The organism is Alishewanella sp. d11 (genome assembly GCF_049390205.1).
Lineage (GTDB): Bacteria > Pseudomonadota > Gammaproteobacteria > Enterobacterales > Alteromonadaceae > Alishewanella.
The window spans coordinates 3284684-3304577 of the sequence record NZ_CP186547.1 but is presented as its reverse complement, the minus strand read 5'-3'; the positions used below and the strand labels follow the sequence as shown (position 1 = coordinate 3304577).

12 protein-coding genes are annotated in these 19894 nt (G+C 46.3%); 3 read left to right on the top strand and 9 right to left on the bottom strand.

All coding sequences use genetic code 11. The annotated features are described in order from the left end of the window. Nucleotides 1-5: 5 nt before the first annotated feature. The gene (locus tag ACO1PK_RS14845) at nucleotides 6-680 is read right to left on the bottom strand and encodes a hypothetical protein (protein ID WP_423186382.1); all 675 of its coding nucleotides are present in this window, start codon (nucleotides 678-680) and stop codon (nucleotides 6-8) included. Nucleotides 681-863: 183 nt separating this feature from the next. After that, nucleotides 864-1202: a hypothetical protein gene (locus ACO1PK_RS14840; RefSeq protein ID WP_423186381.1), complete on the bottom strand. Its 339-nt coding sequence runs from the start codon at nucleotides 1200-1202 to the stop codon at nucleotides 864-866. Between the two features lie 312 nt (nucleotides 1203-1514). On the opposite strand from ACO1PK_RS14840, the gene ACO1PK_RS14835 reads away from it, so the two are divergent. Continuing rightward, a complete protein-coding gene (locus ACO1PK_RS14835; protein ID WP_423186380.1) occupies nucleotides 1515-2528 on the top strand; it encodes a helix-turn-helix transcriptional regulator in 1014 nt (337 codons plus the stop codon). Between the two features lie 79 nt (nucleotides 2529-2607). Here the strand turns inward: ACO1PK_RS14835 and ACO1PK_RS14830 are convergent, their stop codons facing one another. Continuing rightward, complete coding sequence (locus ACO1PK_RS14830) at nucleotides 2608-4707, bottom strand: AAA family ATPase (RefSeq protein ID WP_423186379.1); 2100 nt, start codon at nucleotides 4705-4707, stop codon at nucleotides 2608-2610. A gap of 259 nt (nucleotides 4708-4966) precedes the next feature. Between ACO1PK_RS14830 and ACO1PK_RS14825 the strand changes: the two genes are divergently transcribed. Together ACO1PK_RS14825 and ACO1PK_RS14820 are read left to right on the top strand one after the other, a co-directional pair. Then, on the top strand, nucleotides 4967-5749 hold the full coding sequence (locus tag ACO1PK_RS14825; RefSeq protein WP_423186378.1) for a metallophosphoesterase: 783 nt from the start codon (nucleotides 4967-4969) through the stop codon (nucleotides 5747-5749). 15 nt (nucleotides 5750-5764) lie between these two features. Further along, nucleotides 5765-7546 (top strand): hypothetical protein, encoded by a 1782-nt coding sequence (locus ACO1PK_RS14820; protein WP_423186377.1) that lies wholly within the window; start codon nucleotides 5765-5767, stop codon nucleotides 7544-7546. Nucleotides 7547-7637: 91 nt separating this feature from the next. Here ACO1PK_RS14820 and ACO1PK_RS14815 read toward each other — a convergent pair whose 3' ends face one another. From ACO1PK_RS14815 to recC, 6 genes are all read right to left on the bottom strand, one after another. Then, nucleotides 7638-8900 (bottom strand): DUF2201 family putative metallopeptidase, encoded by a 1263-nt coding sequence (locus ACO1PK_RS14815; protein ID WP_423186376.1) that lies wholly within the window; start codon nucleotides 8898-8900, stop codon nucleotides 7638-7640. Beyond that, nucleotides 8897-10024, bottom strand: coding sequence for an ATP-binding protein (locus tag ACO1PK_RS14810; protein ID WP_423186375.1), 1128 nt, complete (start codon nucleotides 10022-10024; stop codon nucleotides 8897-8899). Before ACO1PK_RS14810 ends, ACO1PK_RS14815 begins: the two co-directional genes overlap by 4 nt. 167 nt (nucleotides 10025-10191) lie before the next feature. Further along, a complete protein-coding gene (locus ACO1PK_RS14805) occupies nucleotides 10192-10386 on the bottom strand; it encodes a hypothetical protein (RefSeq protein WP_423186374.1) in 195 nt (64 codons plus the stop codon). Nucleotides 10387-10416: 30 nt separating this feature from the next. Beyond that, nucleotides 10417-12363 carry an exodeoxyribonuclease V subunit alpha gene (recD, locus tag ACO1PK_RS14800; RefSeq protein ID WP_423186373.1) on the bottom strand — a complete coding sequence of 649 codons (1947 nt, stop codon included), beginning with the start codon at nucleotides 12361-12363 and terminating at the stop codon, nucleotides 10417-10419. Next, a complete protein-coding gene (gene recB, locus ACO1PK_RS14795; protein WP_423186372.1) occupies nucleotides 12356-16081 on the bottom strand; it encodes an exodeoxyribonuclease V subunit beta in 3726 nt (1241 codons plus the stop codon). The genes recD and recB overlap by 8 nt, the downstream gene beginning before the upstream one ends. After that, the gene (recC, locus tag ACO1PK_RS14790; RefSeq protein ID WP_423186371.1) at nucleotides 16078-19773 is read right to left on the bottom strand and encodes an exodeoxyribonuclease V subunit gamma; all 3696 of its coding nucleotides are present in this window, start codon (nucleotides 19771-19773) and stop codon (nucleotides 16078-16080) included. The genes recB and recC overlap by 4 nt, the downstream gene beginning before the upstream one ends. Nucleotides 19774-19894 lie beyond the last annotated feature (121 nt).

Below are 19894 nucleotides of genomic sequence, written 5' to 3'. Positions count from 1 at the left end.
TAACGTTATACATCTAAAACCGGATAACACCCCTCCCCCCAAAGCTGATCCGGTGCGCTCATCATTAGTGCAATAATCAGGGGGATTAGTTTATTTAGCAGGTTGCAGGCATCTTTTAGTTGTTCGCGGTTTACCTGGCTGTTGTAGGTAGCGCCGCCATGAATAATCTGGTTTCGCAGGGTGTAAAGCCTAGTAAAAATTTGCGCCATGGCAACCGGCACATTTTTTGATGACAGCGCTACGTTTAGAGCAGCTTTTGATGCCATAAAGCGCTGTTGCCATTCTTCTTCGCTAATGCGGCCGCGGTGGTAATCCCAAAATGGCTGATAAACAAATTTATTGTCCATTAGCAGGCGAATGCTGCCGCTAAATTGTTGCCAAATAAGCTGGTATAGCTTTTCGCTGGTATCTAGATCGGCAATTTTGGTTAGAAATGCTTGAAATAACTCTTTTTCGCCAATGCGGTCAGTTTCGCCAAATTCGTTGGCGTAAGCGGCATTAAAGCTGATCCAGTAATAAATAAATTCGGTGTCGGTATCTTTGTTGGATCGGGCTTCTTCAGCCTTACTTAACCAACTTAGGGCGCGGTGAACCCGCAGTGACAGGTTTTCCGGGAAATGATCACGATGTTGCCGTTGATAGGCTTTAAGGGCGCTGTAACTTAGATCCGTTAGTACCATTTGAATCAGCTTCCTCGTTGCTTTGCTACTGCTATTAATGCCATATCAGGTACAACTTAGGCAAGCACTTTAGCTAAAACTTTTGTACTAGCCTGCGCCGGTAAAGCATTTTAGATTATTGAATTACTGAAATAGCCCTGCTAGATTTCATACACCTGTGCAGGATGCATTATTGATTAAGTGTTAGTCGTCAAACATTTTTTTTCCAATGCGCCTTCCAATCTCAAAAGACGCTACCGATTGAACTGGATTAGTAATCAAATTTATAACAATCCATGTCCAAGCTGCAATGGTAGCAAGGGATAAGTGTATGTCTCCACCAACATCATGCGGCTGTATAAAGTACAATAGAATGGGAATGACAAATGACCATGGTCGGTATGTACCACCTGAATATTCGATGTAGCAAGCAAACGCAAATATTAAGAATAGCCAATAGCCTGTTAAACCATAAGATTCACTGTAGAAGATCACTATACCCAAGAATTCGATTACATCTGCTTCTGGTGTTGGTGTTGTCACATCAATTACTCCTCTGGTAGTGAAATCATTTTGCATCTACACATCTCACGGGCATAGCCAGGCGGTGTAGCAGTATCAAAAAACTCCCCGGCCACAACAACCGCATCAATTTACTGTTCGGTTAATCATGTAGGAGTTTACTTGCTGACTGCGACAAAATACGACGTTTAAAATGTGGGCCAACTAATAAATGATGCTGATACTTCCGTATTATAAGTGGGTTAAGTGCTGATTTTAGGGGGTTTTTGGTCTTTCTATTTGCTTGTTCAGCCATTAAGATAACAGGCATAGCATATTTGCAAGGAGCCAGCGATGCCATCAAATAAAAATAACGCCTCGATAAGCCGCCAGTGGGAAGTGCTACAGATGATCCCTAAACATGGAAAAGGGATTAGTGTTAGCGAAATTCATGACAAGCTTGGTGCCAATGGTTTTGATGTAACCCGCCGCACAGTGGATAGAGATCTCATTGATTTGTCGATCCCCTTCCCTATTTACTGTAATAAAGAAGGCAATGCCCAGTATTGGCGCTGGATGGAAGATAAAACCAGTGATATTCCGGGCGTTAGCGTTGCTGATGCGATGATTTTGCAGCTGGTTGAGGGGACCTTAAAAACTATCCTGCCAGATACCATGCTACAAGGCTTAAAAGATCGCTTTGATTTGGCGAAACGCAAAATTAATGCCTTAGATGGCAGCAATAGCAAAGGCTTATTGGCCGATAAAATTGCCGTAGTCTCACCCGCTTTACCCTTAACACCGCCCACAACGCCAGCTGAGCATTATGAAGCGGTGCAACAGGCGATGACCGAAGGCAAACAACTAGCGGTAGTGTATACGGCAATCCATGATCAGGTACAAAAGGAGTATCAGATTAATCCGCTTGGGTTAGTGCAACGCGGCCATATTACTTATCTGGTGGCGACTATTGGTGATTATATTAATGAGCGCTTGTTTGCACTGCATCGCTTTCAATCACTAACACTAACAGATACGCCGTTAAAAACGCTTGATGGATTTTCACTGGCGAAGTATGTGCAGTCCGGTGCCATGCAGTTTGGCAGCGGTAATGCCATTAAACTGGTGGCTAAAGTAAACCAACATTTGGCTAAAATTTTACATGAAGCGCCGTTGTCACAGGATATGCAGCTTTCACCTATAGAAGAGGGCTGGTTTGAACTCAGCGCCACCGTTATTGATGGCTGGCAAATTCAGTGGTGGATTTTATCTCACTCACTGGCCATTGAGGTGCTATCCCCCCCTGAACTTCGCCAAGATATTATTGCTAAAATTCAGGGTACTGCGGCGCTATATGCAGCAGATTAGGCATCCATGCCTACTTTGTTGCAAAACCTCGAGGTATAGCGCGAGTTAGCGTTATACCACTGGGGTGTTAAGAACACGGTTATTGCAAAAAGCCAATGCCTTTGCTGTTTTCATCTTTAGCCTGCGATTTCAATGCTACGTCGGTCAGTAACGATGTAACAAACGCCTGTGCACTGGCAAAAGGCTGAAACCGTGCTTGTCGGCGTGTAGCATGAAAGTCACCAGGGGTTAAAACGCTGCTACTGGCGACACGTTGCAAACTCGACTCACAAACCGCTAAGCCTAATTGCTGGCAATGCGCCTGCAGTAATTGCCGCGCCTGTGCCGGCTTTAAGTAGCTAAAGCAGGCTTTCAGGTCAAAGCGCCGCAGTGCCGCCTGATCCAAATTGTGCATCAGGTTGGTGCTGGCAATAAAAAGCCCGTCGAATTGCTCAAGCTGTGTCAGCAACTCATTGACCATACTGATTTCCCAGCTATGCCGCGCCTTACTGCGATCTTGTAAGAAGCTGTCTACTTCATCAATCAGCAAGATGGCCTGCTGCTTTGCTGCCTGGTTAAAGGCTGCGGCCACCGCCATTTCTGTTTCACCAAGATAGGGGCTTAACAGATCCGAGGCGCGTTTAATAATTAACGGCTTAGCCAGTTGTTTGGCCAGATAGTGCGCAAAGGCCGTTTTACCTGTACCCGGCGGGCCGTACAAACATAACCGCCCAGTGCCCTGCATCTTTAAGCCCTCAACAATCACGGTCAAATTCGCTTCGGTATTAATTAAGCCTGGATCGTACACATCACCTAATTCCTGACCCCTAGCAAAGGGCAGCTGATGCCCCTGCGCGGATAAGGTTTGCTGCATCACGCGCTGCAGTAGCGACGCTTTATCATACTTATCAGTATCAAGCTGAATGCTTTGTACCACTTTGCTGGCACGATCGATTACTGCTGGCGTTAGCTTTGGGTGTGCCGCCAGCTGCATGGCAGCATTAGGTGTTAAGATGCCACCTGCCGCTTTATGTAAAAAATCGGCGCGTTGTGCTTGTGGTGGTATTGGCATTTCAATCACCAGATCAAAGCGGCGGATAAACGCAGGATCGATAATCTTATGATTGTTGGTTAACCATAAGGTCGGTACCGGGTTTTGCTCCAGCATGCGGTTTAACCAGCCTTTGCGCTGTTCAGACTGACGGGCAAACGGATTTTGGATAAACACATCCTCTACCTCATCAAATAGCAACAGGCTTTGAGTATTGGCCAAACAACGCTGCGCCAAACGGTATGCCCGCATTCTGGCATTACCGGCGATGGCATCGCCATCATCACACTGGCAACTTACCTCATGTAAAGTGACAGTGAGTTGCTGCGCCAATAACCGCGACAGTTCGGTTTTGCCGGTGCCAGGTTGGCCATACAGCAGGATATTCACCCCGGCTTTGCTGGTCGCTACGCTATGCTGCAAATAAGGTAACAAAATATCCAAGTCTTGTTGCACATGGGCAAAATGCTCAAGCTTAAGGGTAGATGCCGGCGCCTGCTGGATAATTTCTTTAAAAAACGCCGTCGGTTCTGCGTTGTCAGATAGCAGTAATTCACTAAATTTCTGACTCAGAAAGTCAAAGCTATCGGCAACGGTGTTACCAAAACTATGAATTTCCAGCTCTAAAATGCCGGTAGTCAGTAAAGGCGATTTATCGCTTAATGCCATTTTGATATCAGCCAGCGGTAAATTAAGCGCCTTCGCAACCAGCTTACACAGGCTACTCAGATGCTTAACCCGAATCATCTCGCAGAGGTTGTTAACGATTTGCTCAGTCTTGACCAGCGCCACAAAGATCAGCACTTGTTGCTCAGTGTCGTTTAAACCAACCAACTGCGCCAGTTGTTGCGCATTACTGCGTAATGACAAGGGAACGCCCTGTTCAACCTGCCGCTCCAATACTTTGATTTGCTGCTTTAGATAGCGCTGCATCTGGGCGCGATCAAACTCCATCGCCTCATCCGGAATGCCTGCGCTTTGTGCATCTTCGCGATCCAGCTCGCCATCCTGGTCATAGAAACGGCTGAATACATTACACTCCAGAACTAAACGATAGTTCCACAACAAGCAAATCGGCAGATGCTCAAAATTGGCTGCAGCATCTAACTCCGGCTGATGACGACGTGATTTACGCTTTGCTATCGGCATAGTGGCACTCCTCTGTTATGGAATACCAGTATGCCGGGTAAGTGCGACAAATTGCGTCGAGTAAAAAATGCGTCGTGATTTTTTTATAATCTTTAAGCTTGCCTCTAGTTTAGTGCCTATATCTGCAAATCGAATCAAGTCGTATGCTTGTCCTAAACCACATTTTAATTGGCACTAAAAGGCGTATCTCGACACATCTTGTCGCACTCACTGTTTACACTAGTAAGTTGATAAACATCACTCTATAGGAGTAGCGCCGATGACAGATCCAACTCAGCCTTTATCTAAACTTAAGGTGCTTAATGTTGAGCACTATCGCAATATTTACTTCTGTGGTGATATTCATGGCCGTTTTGACTTGCTTGAACAGGCGTTACATGCTCGTCAGTTTAGCGCAGACAGCGATTTGCTGGTGTTGGTAGGTGATTTAATTGATCGTGGTGCTTATTGCCCGCAAGTGGTTGATTTTGTTTTAGAAGGACTTAGCAAAGGATATGTCGCCATGGTTACGGGTAACCATGATCACTATCCGATTGGTGACTATGGTTACTGGATGCAGAACGATGGTGATTGGTTTGATCGTCTTAAAGCCTTTAACCGCGATGAAGCAAATAGCTTGCTTGCAAAATTACACCGCTTAGCAACTGAGCCATTGGCGCTAGAACTTATCACCTCAGGCGCACGTATCGGTGTGGTACATGGTGATGTGCCAGATAACTGCTGGCAGCGTTTACGCGATTTGGCAAATGATACCGAGTTGAGTGATCAAACCGAGAAAAACGCGGCGGGCGAGCCGCGATGGCATCGATGCTTACTCTCTGGCCGTGGGATCTTAAAAGCTAAACAATTAAATGACTTAGCAGGGTTACGCGTATCCAATATCGATTACGTGGTATCCGGCCATGTGGTGGTAAGAACCCCAGAGTTTATTAGCAACCGTGCTTATATTGATACCGGGGCATACTATACCCACCGGCTGACGGTAATAAGCTTACCTGAGCTGCTGGCCGGTTTTAATGCAGCTACCGCTAACATTTCTTAATAATTGGAATACGCTATGACGATTATTAAGCATTTTAGCGATACCTCGCCTTTACCCTTAAACCAAGATTACAGCAGTTGCTTAACCGATAATTTGGTGGAGCACGTGCATATTCAGCAGCGCGAACTTAAACACTTAGACCTTTATCAGGTTAGTGCATTGCAAACATTAGCGTTGCATTGCCCTGAGCCTGCCGAGCGCCACGTGCGGGTACAAGGAGCAAGTGCGTTAAAAAGCATGCAACTCAGTGGGCATAGCGAGAATCGTTGGGTGATCCATCTTGATTTACCGAATTTTCCACATGGCTTATCCATCGAAGCCCCATTAGCGCATTTAGATATGTGTTGGCTGCAGGAGAACGAGCTGCTCACGCTTACCCCGCAAATTAAAGCGGCGTTATTTCATGAAGTGGTCTTTTTTGATTTAAGCCAAATGACGGTAAGCGATTTTTCTGCCTTGCAGGACTTGCCAGAGCACAGCCTTGTGGTGTGTTACGGAGGTTATCAACAGGCGATTATCCCGACCTTTGCCAATATTGATCATCTGTTGTTTACCGATATCGCCGGCATTGATTGTTTGACAGTTAGTCAGGTAAAACACCTTGTTGTGCAACGAGCCATAGGCTTGCGCAGCATTGCAGTATTAGAGCCGGGTTTGGTGCGCCTGCAGCTACAACAGTGCCCGCAATTTAGTCAGCTCACTGCGCCTGCAGATTTCAGCGCTGATGAAGTGCAGTTTACCGATGCGGCACATGGCAGTGTTGCCTTAGCCGGGCGCTGGAACAGTGTTAAATTGCGCCGAAGTGCTCTGACTGAATTGGCTGCCGATCAGATTGACCAGCTACATGTCACGGACTGCCCTAACCTGCAGCACTTACGTGTTGGCTCGCCGTTAATTTTTACCAACGGTATCTTTGCGCCAGAATTACTGGATCAATCCAGTTTTTCTATCAATGAAGGCATGATCCGTGACACCCTGCAAAAACTGACAGAACGCATGGATCAGGAATTAGTAGAGGCATTGCTGCAGCAGGCTCTGCGCCAATACAAGCCCTATAATGTTGGCCATGCCATTATGCTATTACAAGCTCTGGCTGAACTTGGCTATGATATTGCTAGGTTATGGGAATTACGGGCAATTCTGCAACTGAAAAACCAGCGCCGACAGGTGAATTTTCGCCAGGATCCAACGAGTATTAAGGTGTCACATTGGCGCTGGAATATCAAAATTGATCGTATTTTTGAGAGCTATGAAGCCGATTTTCTACTTTGGCTAAAAGCAAAACGCCAAGGTTTACCTGAAGCTGATAGTTTTACTCCCTTGATGGTACAAACGGCTTTAGTTAACGAACCGACGGCATTTTTTACTATTTGCACCATGCTAAGCAGTGAAGAAATTCGCTTAACCCTAAAAGAGAAACTGGATTTTCTGGGGATAATGACGCAGAAAAAGCTCGCACAAACTAATACCTGGTTAAACCTGAATGACACTTTGCTACCTAGTCTTAATCGGTTGTGTCATTATTTTAAACAGCTTTGCGCTACAGCAGAAGGTGATAACGCTGAGCAGCAACAGCTGCTTAAAGTGCTGTTCCAGTTTTTGCTGCAAAGCGTTTCACCTAAATTGCTTAGCGGCATTTTACCTGCCGCCATGCAGGTGTTTCCGGAATATGTTCGGCCTCAGCTTTTAGCCATGGCAAATGACAGTAAATTACCCTATATCACAAGATTTGCAGACGTTTCCTATGACAGTGTAAAGGTATGGTATACCAAGGCGGCACTGGCAAAATCCGCTTAATCACCTCATTAAAACGCCAGCTATCGTCATGATGCTGGCGTTATGTGCTTAAGGTTTTATCAAGAGGTGTTATTTCTTCATTTTATCCGGTTCATTGAAGATGCAGCACTTCGCCCCACTTTACCGGCGGCTGGCCATCAGGGCTTAGCACCCAAATTACCGGATAAGCAGGTGCCTCTACTGGCGCATTGCCATAACCATCTGTAAAAAATATCAGCGCATTAGGTACGCCCACATGATCCGGATCGTCTGCGATATAATGAAATACCGGGGTAAAACTGGTGCCGCCTAGCCCCTTAGCTTGCCATTTTGTTAGCGCAGCCAGATCAGATTTGTCATAAAAGCTGATATCGGTAATGCTGGCATCGCAGCTTATCACCTGCAATTGTACCTGTTCAAAACCTTGTAAGATGGCAGTCAGCTCGGCTAAAAACTTTGGTAGGTCTTGAAGGGTGCTGCCGCTGGTATCAATGGCGAGTGTCAGCCGTAGGCACTGCCCTTGCCTGCCAGGTAAATATAACCCTTGGGCCAGATAACGTCGTGCTGGTTTATGCCATTGATAACTGCCACTTATGGTTCGCTGAATAAAACGCTGTAATAAGGTAGGCCAATTCAGCTGTGGTTTCAGCGCATTTTTTATTACCTGTTGCACATCTGCCCCGAAGCTACCTGCAGTAACCCCAGTAACTTGTCCCGCTGCGGCGGTAAATTCGCGCCAACGTTCAACATCCATTTCAGTGGGGCTTTGTGGCCGGAAATCAGGATCGATCTTATATTCCACTAAATCTGGCATACTGAGATCAGGTTGATGTTGGTCAAACTGTGCTCCGCCACCGGGTAATCGATTGCCAGGCTGATAGTAGGTTTCTGACCATTCGTCTTCCGGTAATTTACCCAGCAAGGTATAAATTTGCTCGGCAGATTTACCACGATAACTCTCATCAAATAAAATATTATTAGGCAGATCATCACGTTTAAAAAAGTAGCTCAGGATGCCATTAATTTCATAATCACAGGCGAAATTCCACCGCTGTTGTTCACGCTGTTGTTGGCGTAAAAAATGCCCCATCACGCAATGCCAAACCTCATGCGCGATAACGAAACGCCGCTGTGACGCACTGCATTTACGCATAAACTCCAGGTTAAAAAAGATATGCTGGCTGTCGGTGCAGGCGGTGGGCAGCCGATCATCCACCACCACGACCATGTTTAAACGCATGGCCAGCACAGCCACAAAAGGCTGGCTCAGCAACATATCTGAACGCAGCTGCGCTAACTCTTCTTGCATCTGCTGTTTATCCCGTAGTTCCAGCGCATTGGGATAGCGACATTGAATACTGAGCGGCGCTGTCATATCGGCGCATCCTCGGCCAGGTTAGCCCCTTTACCCAGATTAACGTGCTGCCCGTGTTTATCAGACCACTGGCTAAATTTGCTATGCCCCAGCAGTAAATCGGTTCGTCTTTGAACTTCACTCTCCTTTGGATGCTGTAAACAATCTACCAATGCCAACGTAGCGAAGTCGGCGCTCATGGCAACGCCAATATCCAGAAAACGCCCAATACGGGTGTCTAACATGGTATCTTGCCGCCAAAGCTGATGACTTAACGCAGAGCAGAAAGCAAATAGCATATCTGGCCGCTCCGGGATCTGAATAGGCACTTTGCCGTTAAGCATTAAATCAATATCTGGCATCTCAGAGCGTGATTTTAAAAAGGCGATTAACTGATAAGCCGCACCCGGCCCCACTAAACCACAGAGTATTTTTTGCAGCAGGCTTTCGCCTAATTGCTCGCGCTGTTTTAGATAAAACGACACTTTCTCCCAACTGCGCGGGCTGGGCCAACCCCGTTCAACATCGGTTTCCATATCAAAAAAACATTGTGGTTGATAACGCAAAAAGGCAATCATGCCATCGTCGAGTTCATGATTACGTGCCCATAGCGTCCAGCTGTTTAAGTCGGCTTTAAGTTCCAAGTGGCAAAACCGGTTCGCTAGGGCGCTTGACATGGTATAGGCCACTGCGCGATCGCCACTGCGATTCCCTGCCGCTAATACCAACCAGCCAGGGGGTAATTGGTAAAGATCACCTAGCCGCCGATCCAGAATAATCTCATAAGCCGCAACTTGCAGGCTGCGATCGGCCGCAGTGATTTCATCAAACAGAATAATGCCACGGCTGTTCGGATCGCGTGGCCACTCGCCACTGAGTAGCCAGTCAACCTGATCACCGCGCACCACCGGTAAACCACGAATATCCACCGGCTCGCGCTGGGCAAGCCGGATATCGATAAAGCCAATCCCCTGTTTTTTACACAGTTCGCGAACGATAGTGCTTTTACCCACACCCGGCGGCCCCCATAGCATCACCGGCGCGACCAGCGACGCATGCTCAGCGTTTTCCAGCAGCTTTAGCTGTAACGAAAGAAATTGTTGTAACTCTTTTGGGGTGGTTAAGATCTGGCGATTTGCGGACATAGACACCTCTGACTAGTAGATAACCCAGCATAAAGCAGTGTTGCGACAAGATATGTCGCGCCATTACCGAATGGCCAAAAATCAATGAGATAAGAGTGAATAATGATGTATAAGCAGCCAGGCTTTACCTTAGGCAAAGGCATTCAAGCACTGGCTTACTGCGCGAACTAGGTTAATGACGAGAGTATTTGATAGCGGGTAATACCCTGCTCTGCCGTCACATTCGGAGAGACCATCTCCAGTAGGTTAAACTGCGATGCAACCTGAAATAAAGCACCGGCATTATCTGGATTGGCATGCAGTTCTAGCACATCCGCTACGAATTCTTCCAGCGACACAATGGGCCGAAATAATATTCTCAACCCTATTGACTAAGACTAGCATTGACTAGCTTAGCCTAAGCCCCCCAAGCGCTGAATTCTTGATTTTACTCCCTGCTCCCATACTTGCTGATCGGGTATCACTAAGGTCAAATCGGACTTGGCTCGGGTGATGCCGGTATAGATCAATTCCTTTGTTAAAACGGGTGTTGGCCGATCAGGTAAAATCAGCACTGTATGATCAAATTCCGACCCCTGTGATTTATGCACGGTCATCGCATATACCGTTTCCACTGCGCTAAGACGACTGGGTAAGATCCACCTCACACCTTTGGGATTACTTTGACTCACCGGCGCAGCAAAAACGACCCGCAGACGCTGCTCTTTTGGGTGCATTAGCGCAATTCCGATATCACCATTATTCAAATTAAGGCTGTAATCATTGGTTGTCACGATCACTGGTCTACCGTGGTACCAACTGCCGTGGCCAGTATGCAGTAACTGTGTCATTATCTGGTTAAGATGTATTTGTCCCCAAGGCCCTTCACGCAGCGCTGTTAAAAGTTGATACGTAGAGAATGCCTTTAGCACCTCTGCCGCCCAGCTATCTATGGCATCATCATCAACGAACTCATGTTGATTACAGCGATTGATAAAATCCGTAAAACCGTCTGCTAAGGTTTGCCATAACACCTTGCTGCTAGCTGCACTGGCAATAGTGGGTATACTCGCCTTTGTTTCTTTTGCATCAGGTCTGAGCACATTAATACGGGTTAAGGCGTGATTTGCTGCTGCAATATCACAGGCATTTACCGCATTAGCCAGAACAGCAATAGCGCCAGAAAACCGCTCGGAGCCTTCCAACATCACTATGTGATCGCTCAGATGATTTTGTTGCTCCCCGCCATCAAGGGTTAAGTTTTCGCCGCTGGCTTGCGCTAGCCATTGCCGGTGCGCATCAGAATATTGGCGTTGCTCTGCATTTCGGCAGATAGACGCTAAGATGGAGCCAGCCTCAACCGGCGCCAGCTGATCTTTATCACCCAGTAGGATCAAACGAGTAGCAGGCCCTATCGCATCAAGCAAGGCATCAAACATTTCAGTGTCAATCATTGAAGCTTCGTCAACAACGACCACATCGTAGGGCAAGGGCATATTCCGATTATGTCTGAAATAACGGGTATGTCGTTGCACCCCTAGCAAACGATGTAACGTAGACGCCTTGCGGGTTAACACCTGTTTTAAGTTTAACAATTCAGGGTTATTGGTATCATTAAGAGCTTTATTAATGGATTCATCCATGCGTGCCGCTGCTTTACCGGTGGGCGCAGCTAGAGCAATCCGAATATCTGAAGCAGCATGATGAAACGCCAGCAAGGTTGCCAACACCCTTACCACAGTATAGGTTTTGCCGGTTCCTGGCCCACCGGTAATAACACTGAACATTTTTCTCACTGCATTGGCGCAAGCCACTCTCTGCCAACTGATACTGTCGCCTTTACTGTTGTTCAACTTCGCGATCACCGCCTGTAACTGCTCAGGCGGTACCTCTTGTTGCGCTTTTTCTGTTCTTCCCTGTAGCCATGCAGCAATACGATTTTCATGCTGCCAGTAACGACGTAAAAATAGCAGCTGGTGATGCCTGTCCCAAACCAGAGGTTGCAGGGTATCTTCTGCGTCCGCAACATCCAGGTTGTAGACTGCCTCAGAGCGCTGTAGCGCTATTTCAATCTGTGATGAATCAGGCAACAGTTGCTTAAGCTGTGCAATAAATTCTGGACGATCTTCCTCTATCCCAAGGGTGTCTAGCGGATTTGTTATTAATTCAGTCAGCGATAAACAGGTATGGCCTCGACCAGCCTGGTACGATAACAACGCACCGAGTGCGGCTATAGGTGCCGAGGTGCCAGCACGTAGCAGCAGATTGGCAAGGTTGACGTCTATCGCCCGCAGCCAGCCGCTTTGATGCCAGCTAGCCACGCAATGTGTTGGAGCAAATAAGCTGTTGGCATCAGACATGGGCTTCTCCTTGTGCACCTTGTGCTAAACACTCGCGCTCTAACGCTTCAATTAATTCCCGCGGTGGGCGATCGAAGAATGCCCCTTTGCTTTGCGCACTGTAACCACGTAAAAAAAGATAAACTGCGCCCCCGATATGGCGGTCATAGTCATAATGACTACCCAAACGCTGCTTAAGTAACTTGTGTAGCGCCAAGGTATAGATCACATATTGTAAATCGTAGCGACTGGCCAAAATCTTCTGACGCATGGCGTCTGTGTGATAGGCGCTATCCTGGTCTCCCAGCCAATTAGATTTATAATCCGCTACGTAATATTTACCTTTGTACTCAAAGACCAGGTCGATAAACCCTTTTAACATCCCATTCAGGGTAGCGCTATCTAGCTTGGGCCGTTCATGTTCTGGTTGAATATATTTGGCGATCAGTTTATCCAGGCGTTGCGTGCTAACCTGACGAGTCTCAAACCAGAATTCAGGTTCCGCTTTGTAGATTTGAAGATCAGACAAGGCTAGGTTATCGTCAGATAGATTAAAACGGGTGGTGAGATATTGCTGCAGCCAGCTATCTAAAACCTGTTGATAAGGCTGCCAAAACGGACTGTTACAACGCGCCTCAAGCAAGTTTTGTCGAAGACTCTGATCAAATGCAACTGCCGCAAAACCGGCTTCTGCGGCATCTTCCAGTAGGGTGTGTAAAAAGGTACCGGCAGCCGCTCCTTTTGGAATGTGGTGGATTAGCCCCATGTTCACTGACGTAGTGGATGGAATTGCAGAGCGGCTTTGGTTATCCATTACTGGAAACTCGGTTGCCGGCTCTTCGCGGGCGCCCTCCAACAGATTCATTTGCGCGGCGGTTTCTGGCGTAGTCAGATCACTACCATAGTTGAGTGCGCTATAACTGGTTATCCACCATGCACTGCGCTTTACATCAGCGTCTAGGCTGCGAGCCTGTAAAGATTGCTCATTTTGCTTCGCCAGAAGAAATTTTTGAGGCGCTTCTGCGGCTGGCATTTCTGTAACAGAGGTGTGTATGGCTTCATTTGGCTGCCAACTTTTGCGGGCCGTGTCTAATACATTGGTTTCTGCTTTTGTTACCGTAGCCCCGCGATATAACAAATAAAATAACGCGTTCTGCTGTGGCTCCCCCACTGCTTGTAAGGTAACAAAGGTAGCGAATTCAGCCCGGGTCAATGCAACATACATTTTGCGCAGATCTTCTGCCAGCATCTCGTCTTTAATTAAGGCCAGAGCTTCTGCGTCATCTTTACTCCAGGCGATATGCCTTTCACGATCACCTTTTTCATTGATCTTATGGTAGCTTTGTGGAAATTTATATTCCTTAAAGCGATGTTGAGACTCTGTGGTATAAGCAGGAAACGGCATAAAAACCAATGGATATTGCAAGCCTTTTGACTTGTGATAAGTAATCACTTTTACCAAATCCTCGTCACTTTCCAGCCGAAGCTGCAAGGCTTCAGTATTAGTGCGCTTGTTGGTGTCACCAGAATTCCCGGTAGCCGCTTTATACTCTTGCACCTGCAAAGCAAAATACTCTTCTAAGCTGGCCATGCCCTCAAGGCGCATACTTTCTTGCTGCAGTAACTCACAAAGGTGCAAGGTATCAGCCAGTTGGCGTTCGCCCTCATTCGCGTCTGCCAGTAAGCGTGCGGGTACCTTAAAGTCATGTAATAAACGCGTTAATGCAGCCAGCACACCAAAACGTTCCCAGATCTCGTGATAGCCAATAAAACGCTCTACTGCAGCTTCCCACGCCAGTTCGTTTTCCTGATATTCAATCAGTTTCGCCAGAGGCTCAGCCAATAAGGGCACGGCTAACGCGGTTCTGATCCGTGCGGGATCTCTTGGCTGGGCGCAGGCTTGTACTACAGCGAGCAAGTCTTTTGCTACAGGCTGCGAGAAAACTGAATCATTTTCAGATAAATACACACTTCGTATACTGCATTTTCTAAGCTCATCGCGGATCAACTGGGCTTCTTTTGCAGTGGCAACGAGCACTGCAATATCACGGGTGGTAATAGGCGTCCGTTCATCGCCATGATAGAAGCCGGCTTTGTCACTATTTAAAAGTTGGGCAATTAAATTAGCATGAAAGCGCGCGGCCGCTTTTTGATAAGCCTCTTTAGTAGCAGCGGGTTCTTTTGCAATATGCCACTGTAAGGCTGCTGCCTCCTCGCCATCCAAACCTTTAAACACTTTTTGCTGACCATTGGCAGCCACTTCAGCAAAAGGGATTTCTGTCTTATATAAAAAGGCGCCTCGTTCGCTTTTGTTATCTGCCTCTGTGAACAGACGATTGACGGCATCCACCATCCGCTGGCTTGAACGGAAATTTTTCTTAAGGTTGTAGTGCCGTCCTTCTGTCGCCTGACGTGCTTTTAAATAAGTAAAAATATCGGCATTACGGAAACTATAAATCGCTTGTTTGGGGTCACCAATCAGGAAAATACCGGTGGTTGGATCATTTTCCTTAATATGATAAATGGTATCGAAAATTTCATATTGTATCGGATCGGTGTCTTGAAACTCGTCCACCAAGGCCACCGGAAATTGCTGGCGGATAGTTTGCGCTAATTGCTGACCGTTTTTCCCACGCAATGCATCGCGCAAACGCGTTAACATATCGTCAAAGCCCATTTGTGCAGCTTGCAGTTTGAGTTCCTGAAAACGTTTTGTGGCGAAGTATTTCGCGTGCTCCAAAAATATTTTGTGTTTATTAGCATGAATATCTGAGATTTCTCTCAGGTCTTTTTCTAGATCAGCAAGGATTTCAATACTGGATGGATAATCAATTTTAGAAGGAATTTTAGACAGTTTTTCTATCAAGGACTCGGGCTTCAATAACTTGATATTGGCTCCCAAAGCATTTGCATCAATCTTTCTGTCAGCCCATTTATATAATTTCTCAATGATGCCTGCAAGATTAGAATAGCCAGTTTTAGGAAATGTCGGAGTGATTTCTTTTAAAAATTTTGAAATATCAGTATATTTATCAGGACGCTTCGAGATTAACTCCAGTTTGTCGAGCATCTCTTTGAAGCGATGATTTATCTCTGCATCGTCTGATGAAAAGTTCTCGCCTCTCATTTTGCTACTCAAGTGAGCCGGAGATCTTAAGCAATCAAGCACTTGCTGCGCAAAATCATAATTAAGGGTATAAATATTCCGCCGGAAATACTCTTCCGCGGCAATCAGCTTAAGGTCATCCTCTTCGGTTTTAACTTCCTGTTCAAATAAACTGCCACTGGCAAAGGCATGTTCAGTCAGCATTTTCTGACACCAGCCGTTGATGGTGTGAACCGCTGATTCATCCATCGACTCGGCAGCCAGCTCCAGACGTCTGGCCAGGTAAGCCAGTTCTGCCGCGCTGCAACCACGCTGCAAATAATCATTCTTTAAGTTTTGCAAAAATTCATCAGCAACAAGACCATTCTCGGCACGAAAATAACTGGCGGCCTCACTTAAGCGGGCACGAATACGATCAGCTAACTCTGCTGTAGCGGCCCGTGTAAAGGTCATCACCAGAATATCTTTTGGTAACAATGCGCGATGAAAAGCCTGTAGTTCAGCGCCATGCTGTAATACTAAACGTACATAGAGCGCAGCGATGGTATAGGTTTTACCGGTACCGGCGCTTGCCTCAATCAGGCGGCTACCATGTAAGGTAAAATCTAAGATATTTAAATCCTGGCTCATCATGCACCTCCCTGAATGGCATTATTTTCTATAGCTGGAAGCTCAAGCTTTATGGGCAAACCATTTTCTCCCCTGACCATTGGCGCATAAAGCATGTTAATTAAGCGTGTAAAGTCCGCGTTGTCGCAAAGAAGAGATAAGTCTGAATTCACACGAGCGGCATAAGGATAATTTTGCAGTGTATCTGCATCAGCATCAGTAGATTTAACTAAACGTTTATGTGCTTCAGCCGCTGCCTCATGTGGTGGAAATGCTGGTAAATTTTTATTACCTTCTTTTAATTTGCCATTTAATGCTTTCCAGTAGTTACCCAGCCAATCCAGGGCTAACTCGCCAATCACACCAGTTGGTTTGGATAACGACTCAATATATAACGTCAATAACTGCGTTAATGCGATTTGGGCATCAGAGCTATTTACAGGTGGCAGCGTTTTTATCTCGGTTTCATCTTTCCCTTTACGAAAGAGCGCATACGTCGTGATCTTGTTAAGATCAGGTTTAGTTGCAGCCACCGTACTAAGTAATAGATGTTTTAAGTAGGGTAAGAAGCGATGTTTAGCCTTGCACTCACTGGCAGAGATATAAATTTGTAGTATTTCGCCATCTGGCTTTTTAAATAATTGCGTAGCGCGATCTTCGATCATCACGCTCACTAAAGCCGGTTTCTGATCGCCTGCTACGGTCTTATTTTCTGTGTCAACGCTGCACTGAAAAGTGAGTAACTCATCAGCAACAGGCTTAGCATCTTGGAGTAAATTTGAGACTTCAATCAGTTGTGCGCTGACACGCTGTAGCGTCGAACGTTTAATATTGTCACTCATCACACCTATGCCAAGCCATCCTTCGCGTGCTAAACGTGCAAAAACATCATTAAAAATGGCCGCTAATGGTTGTAGATTTTCCAATACAGTAAAGGTGCCAGCTGTTAGTTGTGCGCTGAAAAACGTCAGGCTTTCTTGTAACAACTGGTTATTGAGTTGCCATTGCTGCAGCCCATCGAGAGTAAAGGTTTCACTATCTTGGGTTTGCCTTTCCTCAGAACTAAAATAGGTGTTTAACCGTTCGTTAAAAAATGGCCGCGCGGGCTCACGCATAAAGTTCTGTAAGGCATTTAAATTTACTTGTAAAAGCTGCTCTTGCTCCGGCTGCCAAGGTGTTAATGTTGGTTCCTCTTGCTGAACTAAGGCTGCGTTTCTTGCCGCTTGCCATTCTGTAGCATAGGTAAAGAGCCCCGAGCCTTCAGTAAGATATTTAGGATGGAATGGCTGTAATTTATGCTCTGTCGTGATAGCAGCAAGAAAGTCTTTTGCCTTAACTGCAGTTGGGCACCATCCTTTGGCCAGATGTTCACGCAATTGCGCCACCAATACCGACGGTGGCCATTCGCTATTATCGCGGGCGCTGCGCCCTACCCAGCTAACATAAAATTTTTCACGGGCAGACAACAAGGCTTCTAAAAACAGATAACGATCGTCGTCCCGCCGAGAGCGATCACCAGGACGGTAGCGGGTGTGCATCAAATCAAAATCAATGGCTGATTGACGCCTCGGATAGGCATCATCGCTCATGCCCAGCACATAAATATGCTTAAATGGAATAGCCCTCATTGGCATCAAGGTGGCAAAGTTGACTGATCCAGCCAGAAAGCGTTGATTCAAATTGGGCTGATCAATGCGTGATAGCCAGCTTTCTTTAAAGGTTACCAGTGAAATGGCTTCAGTAAAGCCACTTTCCGTCACCAATACTTGAACGTCTAACAGCTGTTGCTGCAGTTGTGCAACCAAAGTGATATCGACAAGCTCTTCAGGTTTAAACAGCTGGGCCAGCAGTCGCTCTGCCGCTACCGACCATTCACTTAAACAGTATGTTTTTCGGGAAAAATCCCACCAACTGTTTAGCGCTGCTATCAGTAATCCAAGCTTGCCCACTGCATCAGCAGAGAGTCCCCCTACTTCATGGTAGGGTTCAATGTCTTGCCAGCGTTGTTGTTTATCATTCTCGGGACGCCCCATGGCATAGCCAAAAACCATCCGTTGCAATCCAAACCACCAGCTGTTTGTCGCTTCGTCTGATGGCATACCAAACAAAGCCCTTTGTTCTGCATTGAGCCCCCAACGCGCTCCGGCTTCGTCAAGCCAGCGTTGTATTTGCACTAACTCTTCAGCATCAATATCAAACCGTTTTTGCACAGCAGGCACATTGAGTATGGATAACACATCCGCTTGTGTAATCTTTGCCTGTTCAATGCTCAGCAGCTGCTCTAAGGCAACAAGTAGTGGCTGTAAATGGCGCTGCCCCTGATCAGCAATGGTATAAGGGATCCTTCTTAAATCGTTAAAGTCGAAACGACCAAAGACAGCATCAATATGCGGCGCATAGGCCGTAACATCAGGTACCATCACCATAATATCTCGTGGCGCTAATTCTTTATTCTGCTCAAATGCCGCCAGCAGTTGATCATGCAATACCTCGATTTCACGCTGAATACTGTGACAAATATGAAACTGAATTGAGTCGTCTGCTGTGGTGGTGGTTTCCACATTCCAGACCTCGCGGGTTTCATGGAGCGGCCGCAGCTGCAGAATATCGTTTTGCAGTTGTTGCAGCCGGTTTTGCGGCGGTGTTTCATCAAAGATTTCGAACTTTAAGGCACTCACGGCACCCTGTTTTTCTAGGGTGTCATCGTATAAATCCAGTAAGTGGATATAATCACGCCCCTGTTTACCCCAACTGGCCAAAAGTGGGTGCACATGCAGATGCAGGCTGCTATCCTCAATATCCTCTTGCATACCGGCTTTGAGCGGATGCCGCTTCTTTGTCGCGCTCGACAATGCTTCACGCATTGCTTCTTTACCATCAACAATATTGGCCCAGTAATGTTTACAAGGGTTATGAACACAAAGCACAATTTGCATAATGTGCTTCAAAGCATCCAACACTTCGAGGGTTTGCTGAGGTAACGAAGAAATGCCAAATATAATTAAACGCTTAGGCATACCTGGTGGTAATGCTCTGAGTTGTTTCGTTTTGATAATGAATTGCTTGTGTAATTTGGCGCGATTAGTCCAGAGTGCCTCCGCGCCAATATCTGCCACTAAAGCCTGCCATAACAATGGCTGCCATTGATTATCGTTTGGAACGAGCTCCTCGACAGTATTCAGATAGCGCTGACCTTGAGCCCAATGATCCAGCCAATCGGCACGATAGTTCTGATATTGATCAAATAAATCCGCGATCCGGGTACTAAGTTGAAACAGCTTGCGCTCATTAATCTCACCATCTGGAGTGACGTGTTCTGCAGAGGCATCTCGTAAATAATGTTCAAGCGCTGAGAATTCCTGCTGGCTTGAATGCCGATATTCCTTTAACAGCCCAGGTAACACTCTCATTATTCGCCAGCTAAGACGCTCTTTGTCAAAAGGCGAAACTTTAGGAATATCATTACCCAAAATGGTACGGTAAGCTTTCCAGACGAAACGCGCAGGTAAGGTGATATTCAACATGCTAGCAATGCCACTTGCCTTTGCTAGTTCTATTTTCAGCCATTGACTTATCCCATTGCTCTGTACCAGAACAGTTTCTTCTTCCAATGGCGCTAATGGATAGGTTTCAATTACCTTTACAACGATCGCGGTAAGATCTTCCAAACGATGACTCTGAGCAACCAGTAAGCCTGGTACAAGCGAGTTTGACATGCATTTTCCTTTTGCGAGGGATAAATCAGATATAAATTAACATTGTGTTTAAGAAAATAATAGAACTCGCGGCCAAGTTTAGAGGCTTAGTCGGTATTCTAAATCTAAGGCTTTCATGTGA

What these genes read in the sequence shown, in the direction of transcription:
- ACO1PK_RS14845 (WP_423186382.1), bottom strand. Translation starts at nt 680, where the DNA reads ATGGTACTAACGGATCTAAGTTACAGCGCCCTTAAAGCCTATCAACGG.
- ACO1PK_RS14835 (WP_423186380.1), top strand. Translation starts at nt 1,515, where the DNA reads ATGCCATCAAATAAAAATAACGCCTCGATAAGCCGCCAGTGGGAAGTG.
- ACO1PK_RS14830 (WP_423186379.1), bottom strand. Translation starts at nt 4,707, where the DNA reads ATGCCGATAGCAAAGCGTAAATCACGTCGTCATCAGCCGGAGTTAGAT.
- ACO1PK_RS14825 (WP_423186378.1), top strand. Translation starts at nt 4,967, where the DNA reads ATGACAGATCCAACTCAGCCTTTATCTAAACTTAAGGTGCTTAATGTT.
- ACO1PK_RS14820 (WP_423186377.1), top strand. Translation starts at nt 5,765, where the DNA reads ATGACGATTATTAAGCATTTTAGCGATACCTCGCCTTTACCCTTAAAC.
- ACO1PK_RS14815 (WP_423186376.1), bottom strand. Translation starts at nt 8,900, where the DNA reads ATGACAGCGCCGCTCAGTATTCAATGTCGCTATCCCAATGCGCTGGAA.
- ACO1PK_RS14810 (WP_423186375.1), bottom strand. Translation starts at nt 10,024, where the DNA reads ATGTCCGCAAATCGCCAGATCTTAACCACCCCAAAAGAGTTACAACAA.
- recD (WP_423186373.1), bottom strand. Translation starts at nt 12,363, where the DNA reads ATGTCTGATGCCAACAGCTTATTTGCTCCAACACATTGCGTGGCTAGC.
- recB (WP_423186372.1), bottom strand. Translation starts at nt 16,081, where the DNA reads ATGATGAGCCAGGATTTAAATATCTTAGATTTTACCTTACATGGTAGC.
- recC (WP_423186371.1), bottom strand. Translation starts at nt 19,773, where the DNA reads ATGTCAAACTCGCTTGTACCAGGCTTACTGGTTGCTCAGAGTCATCGT.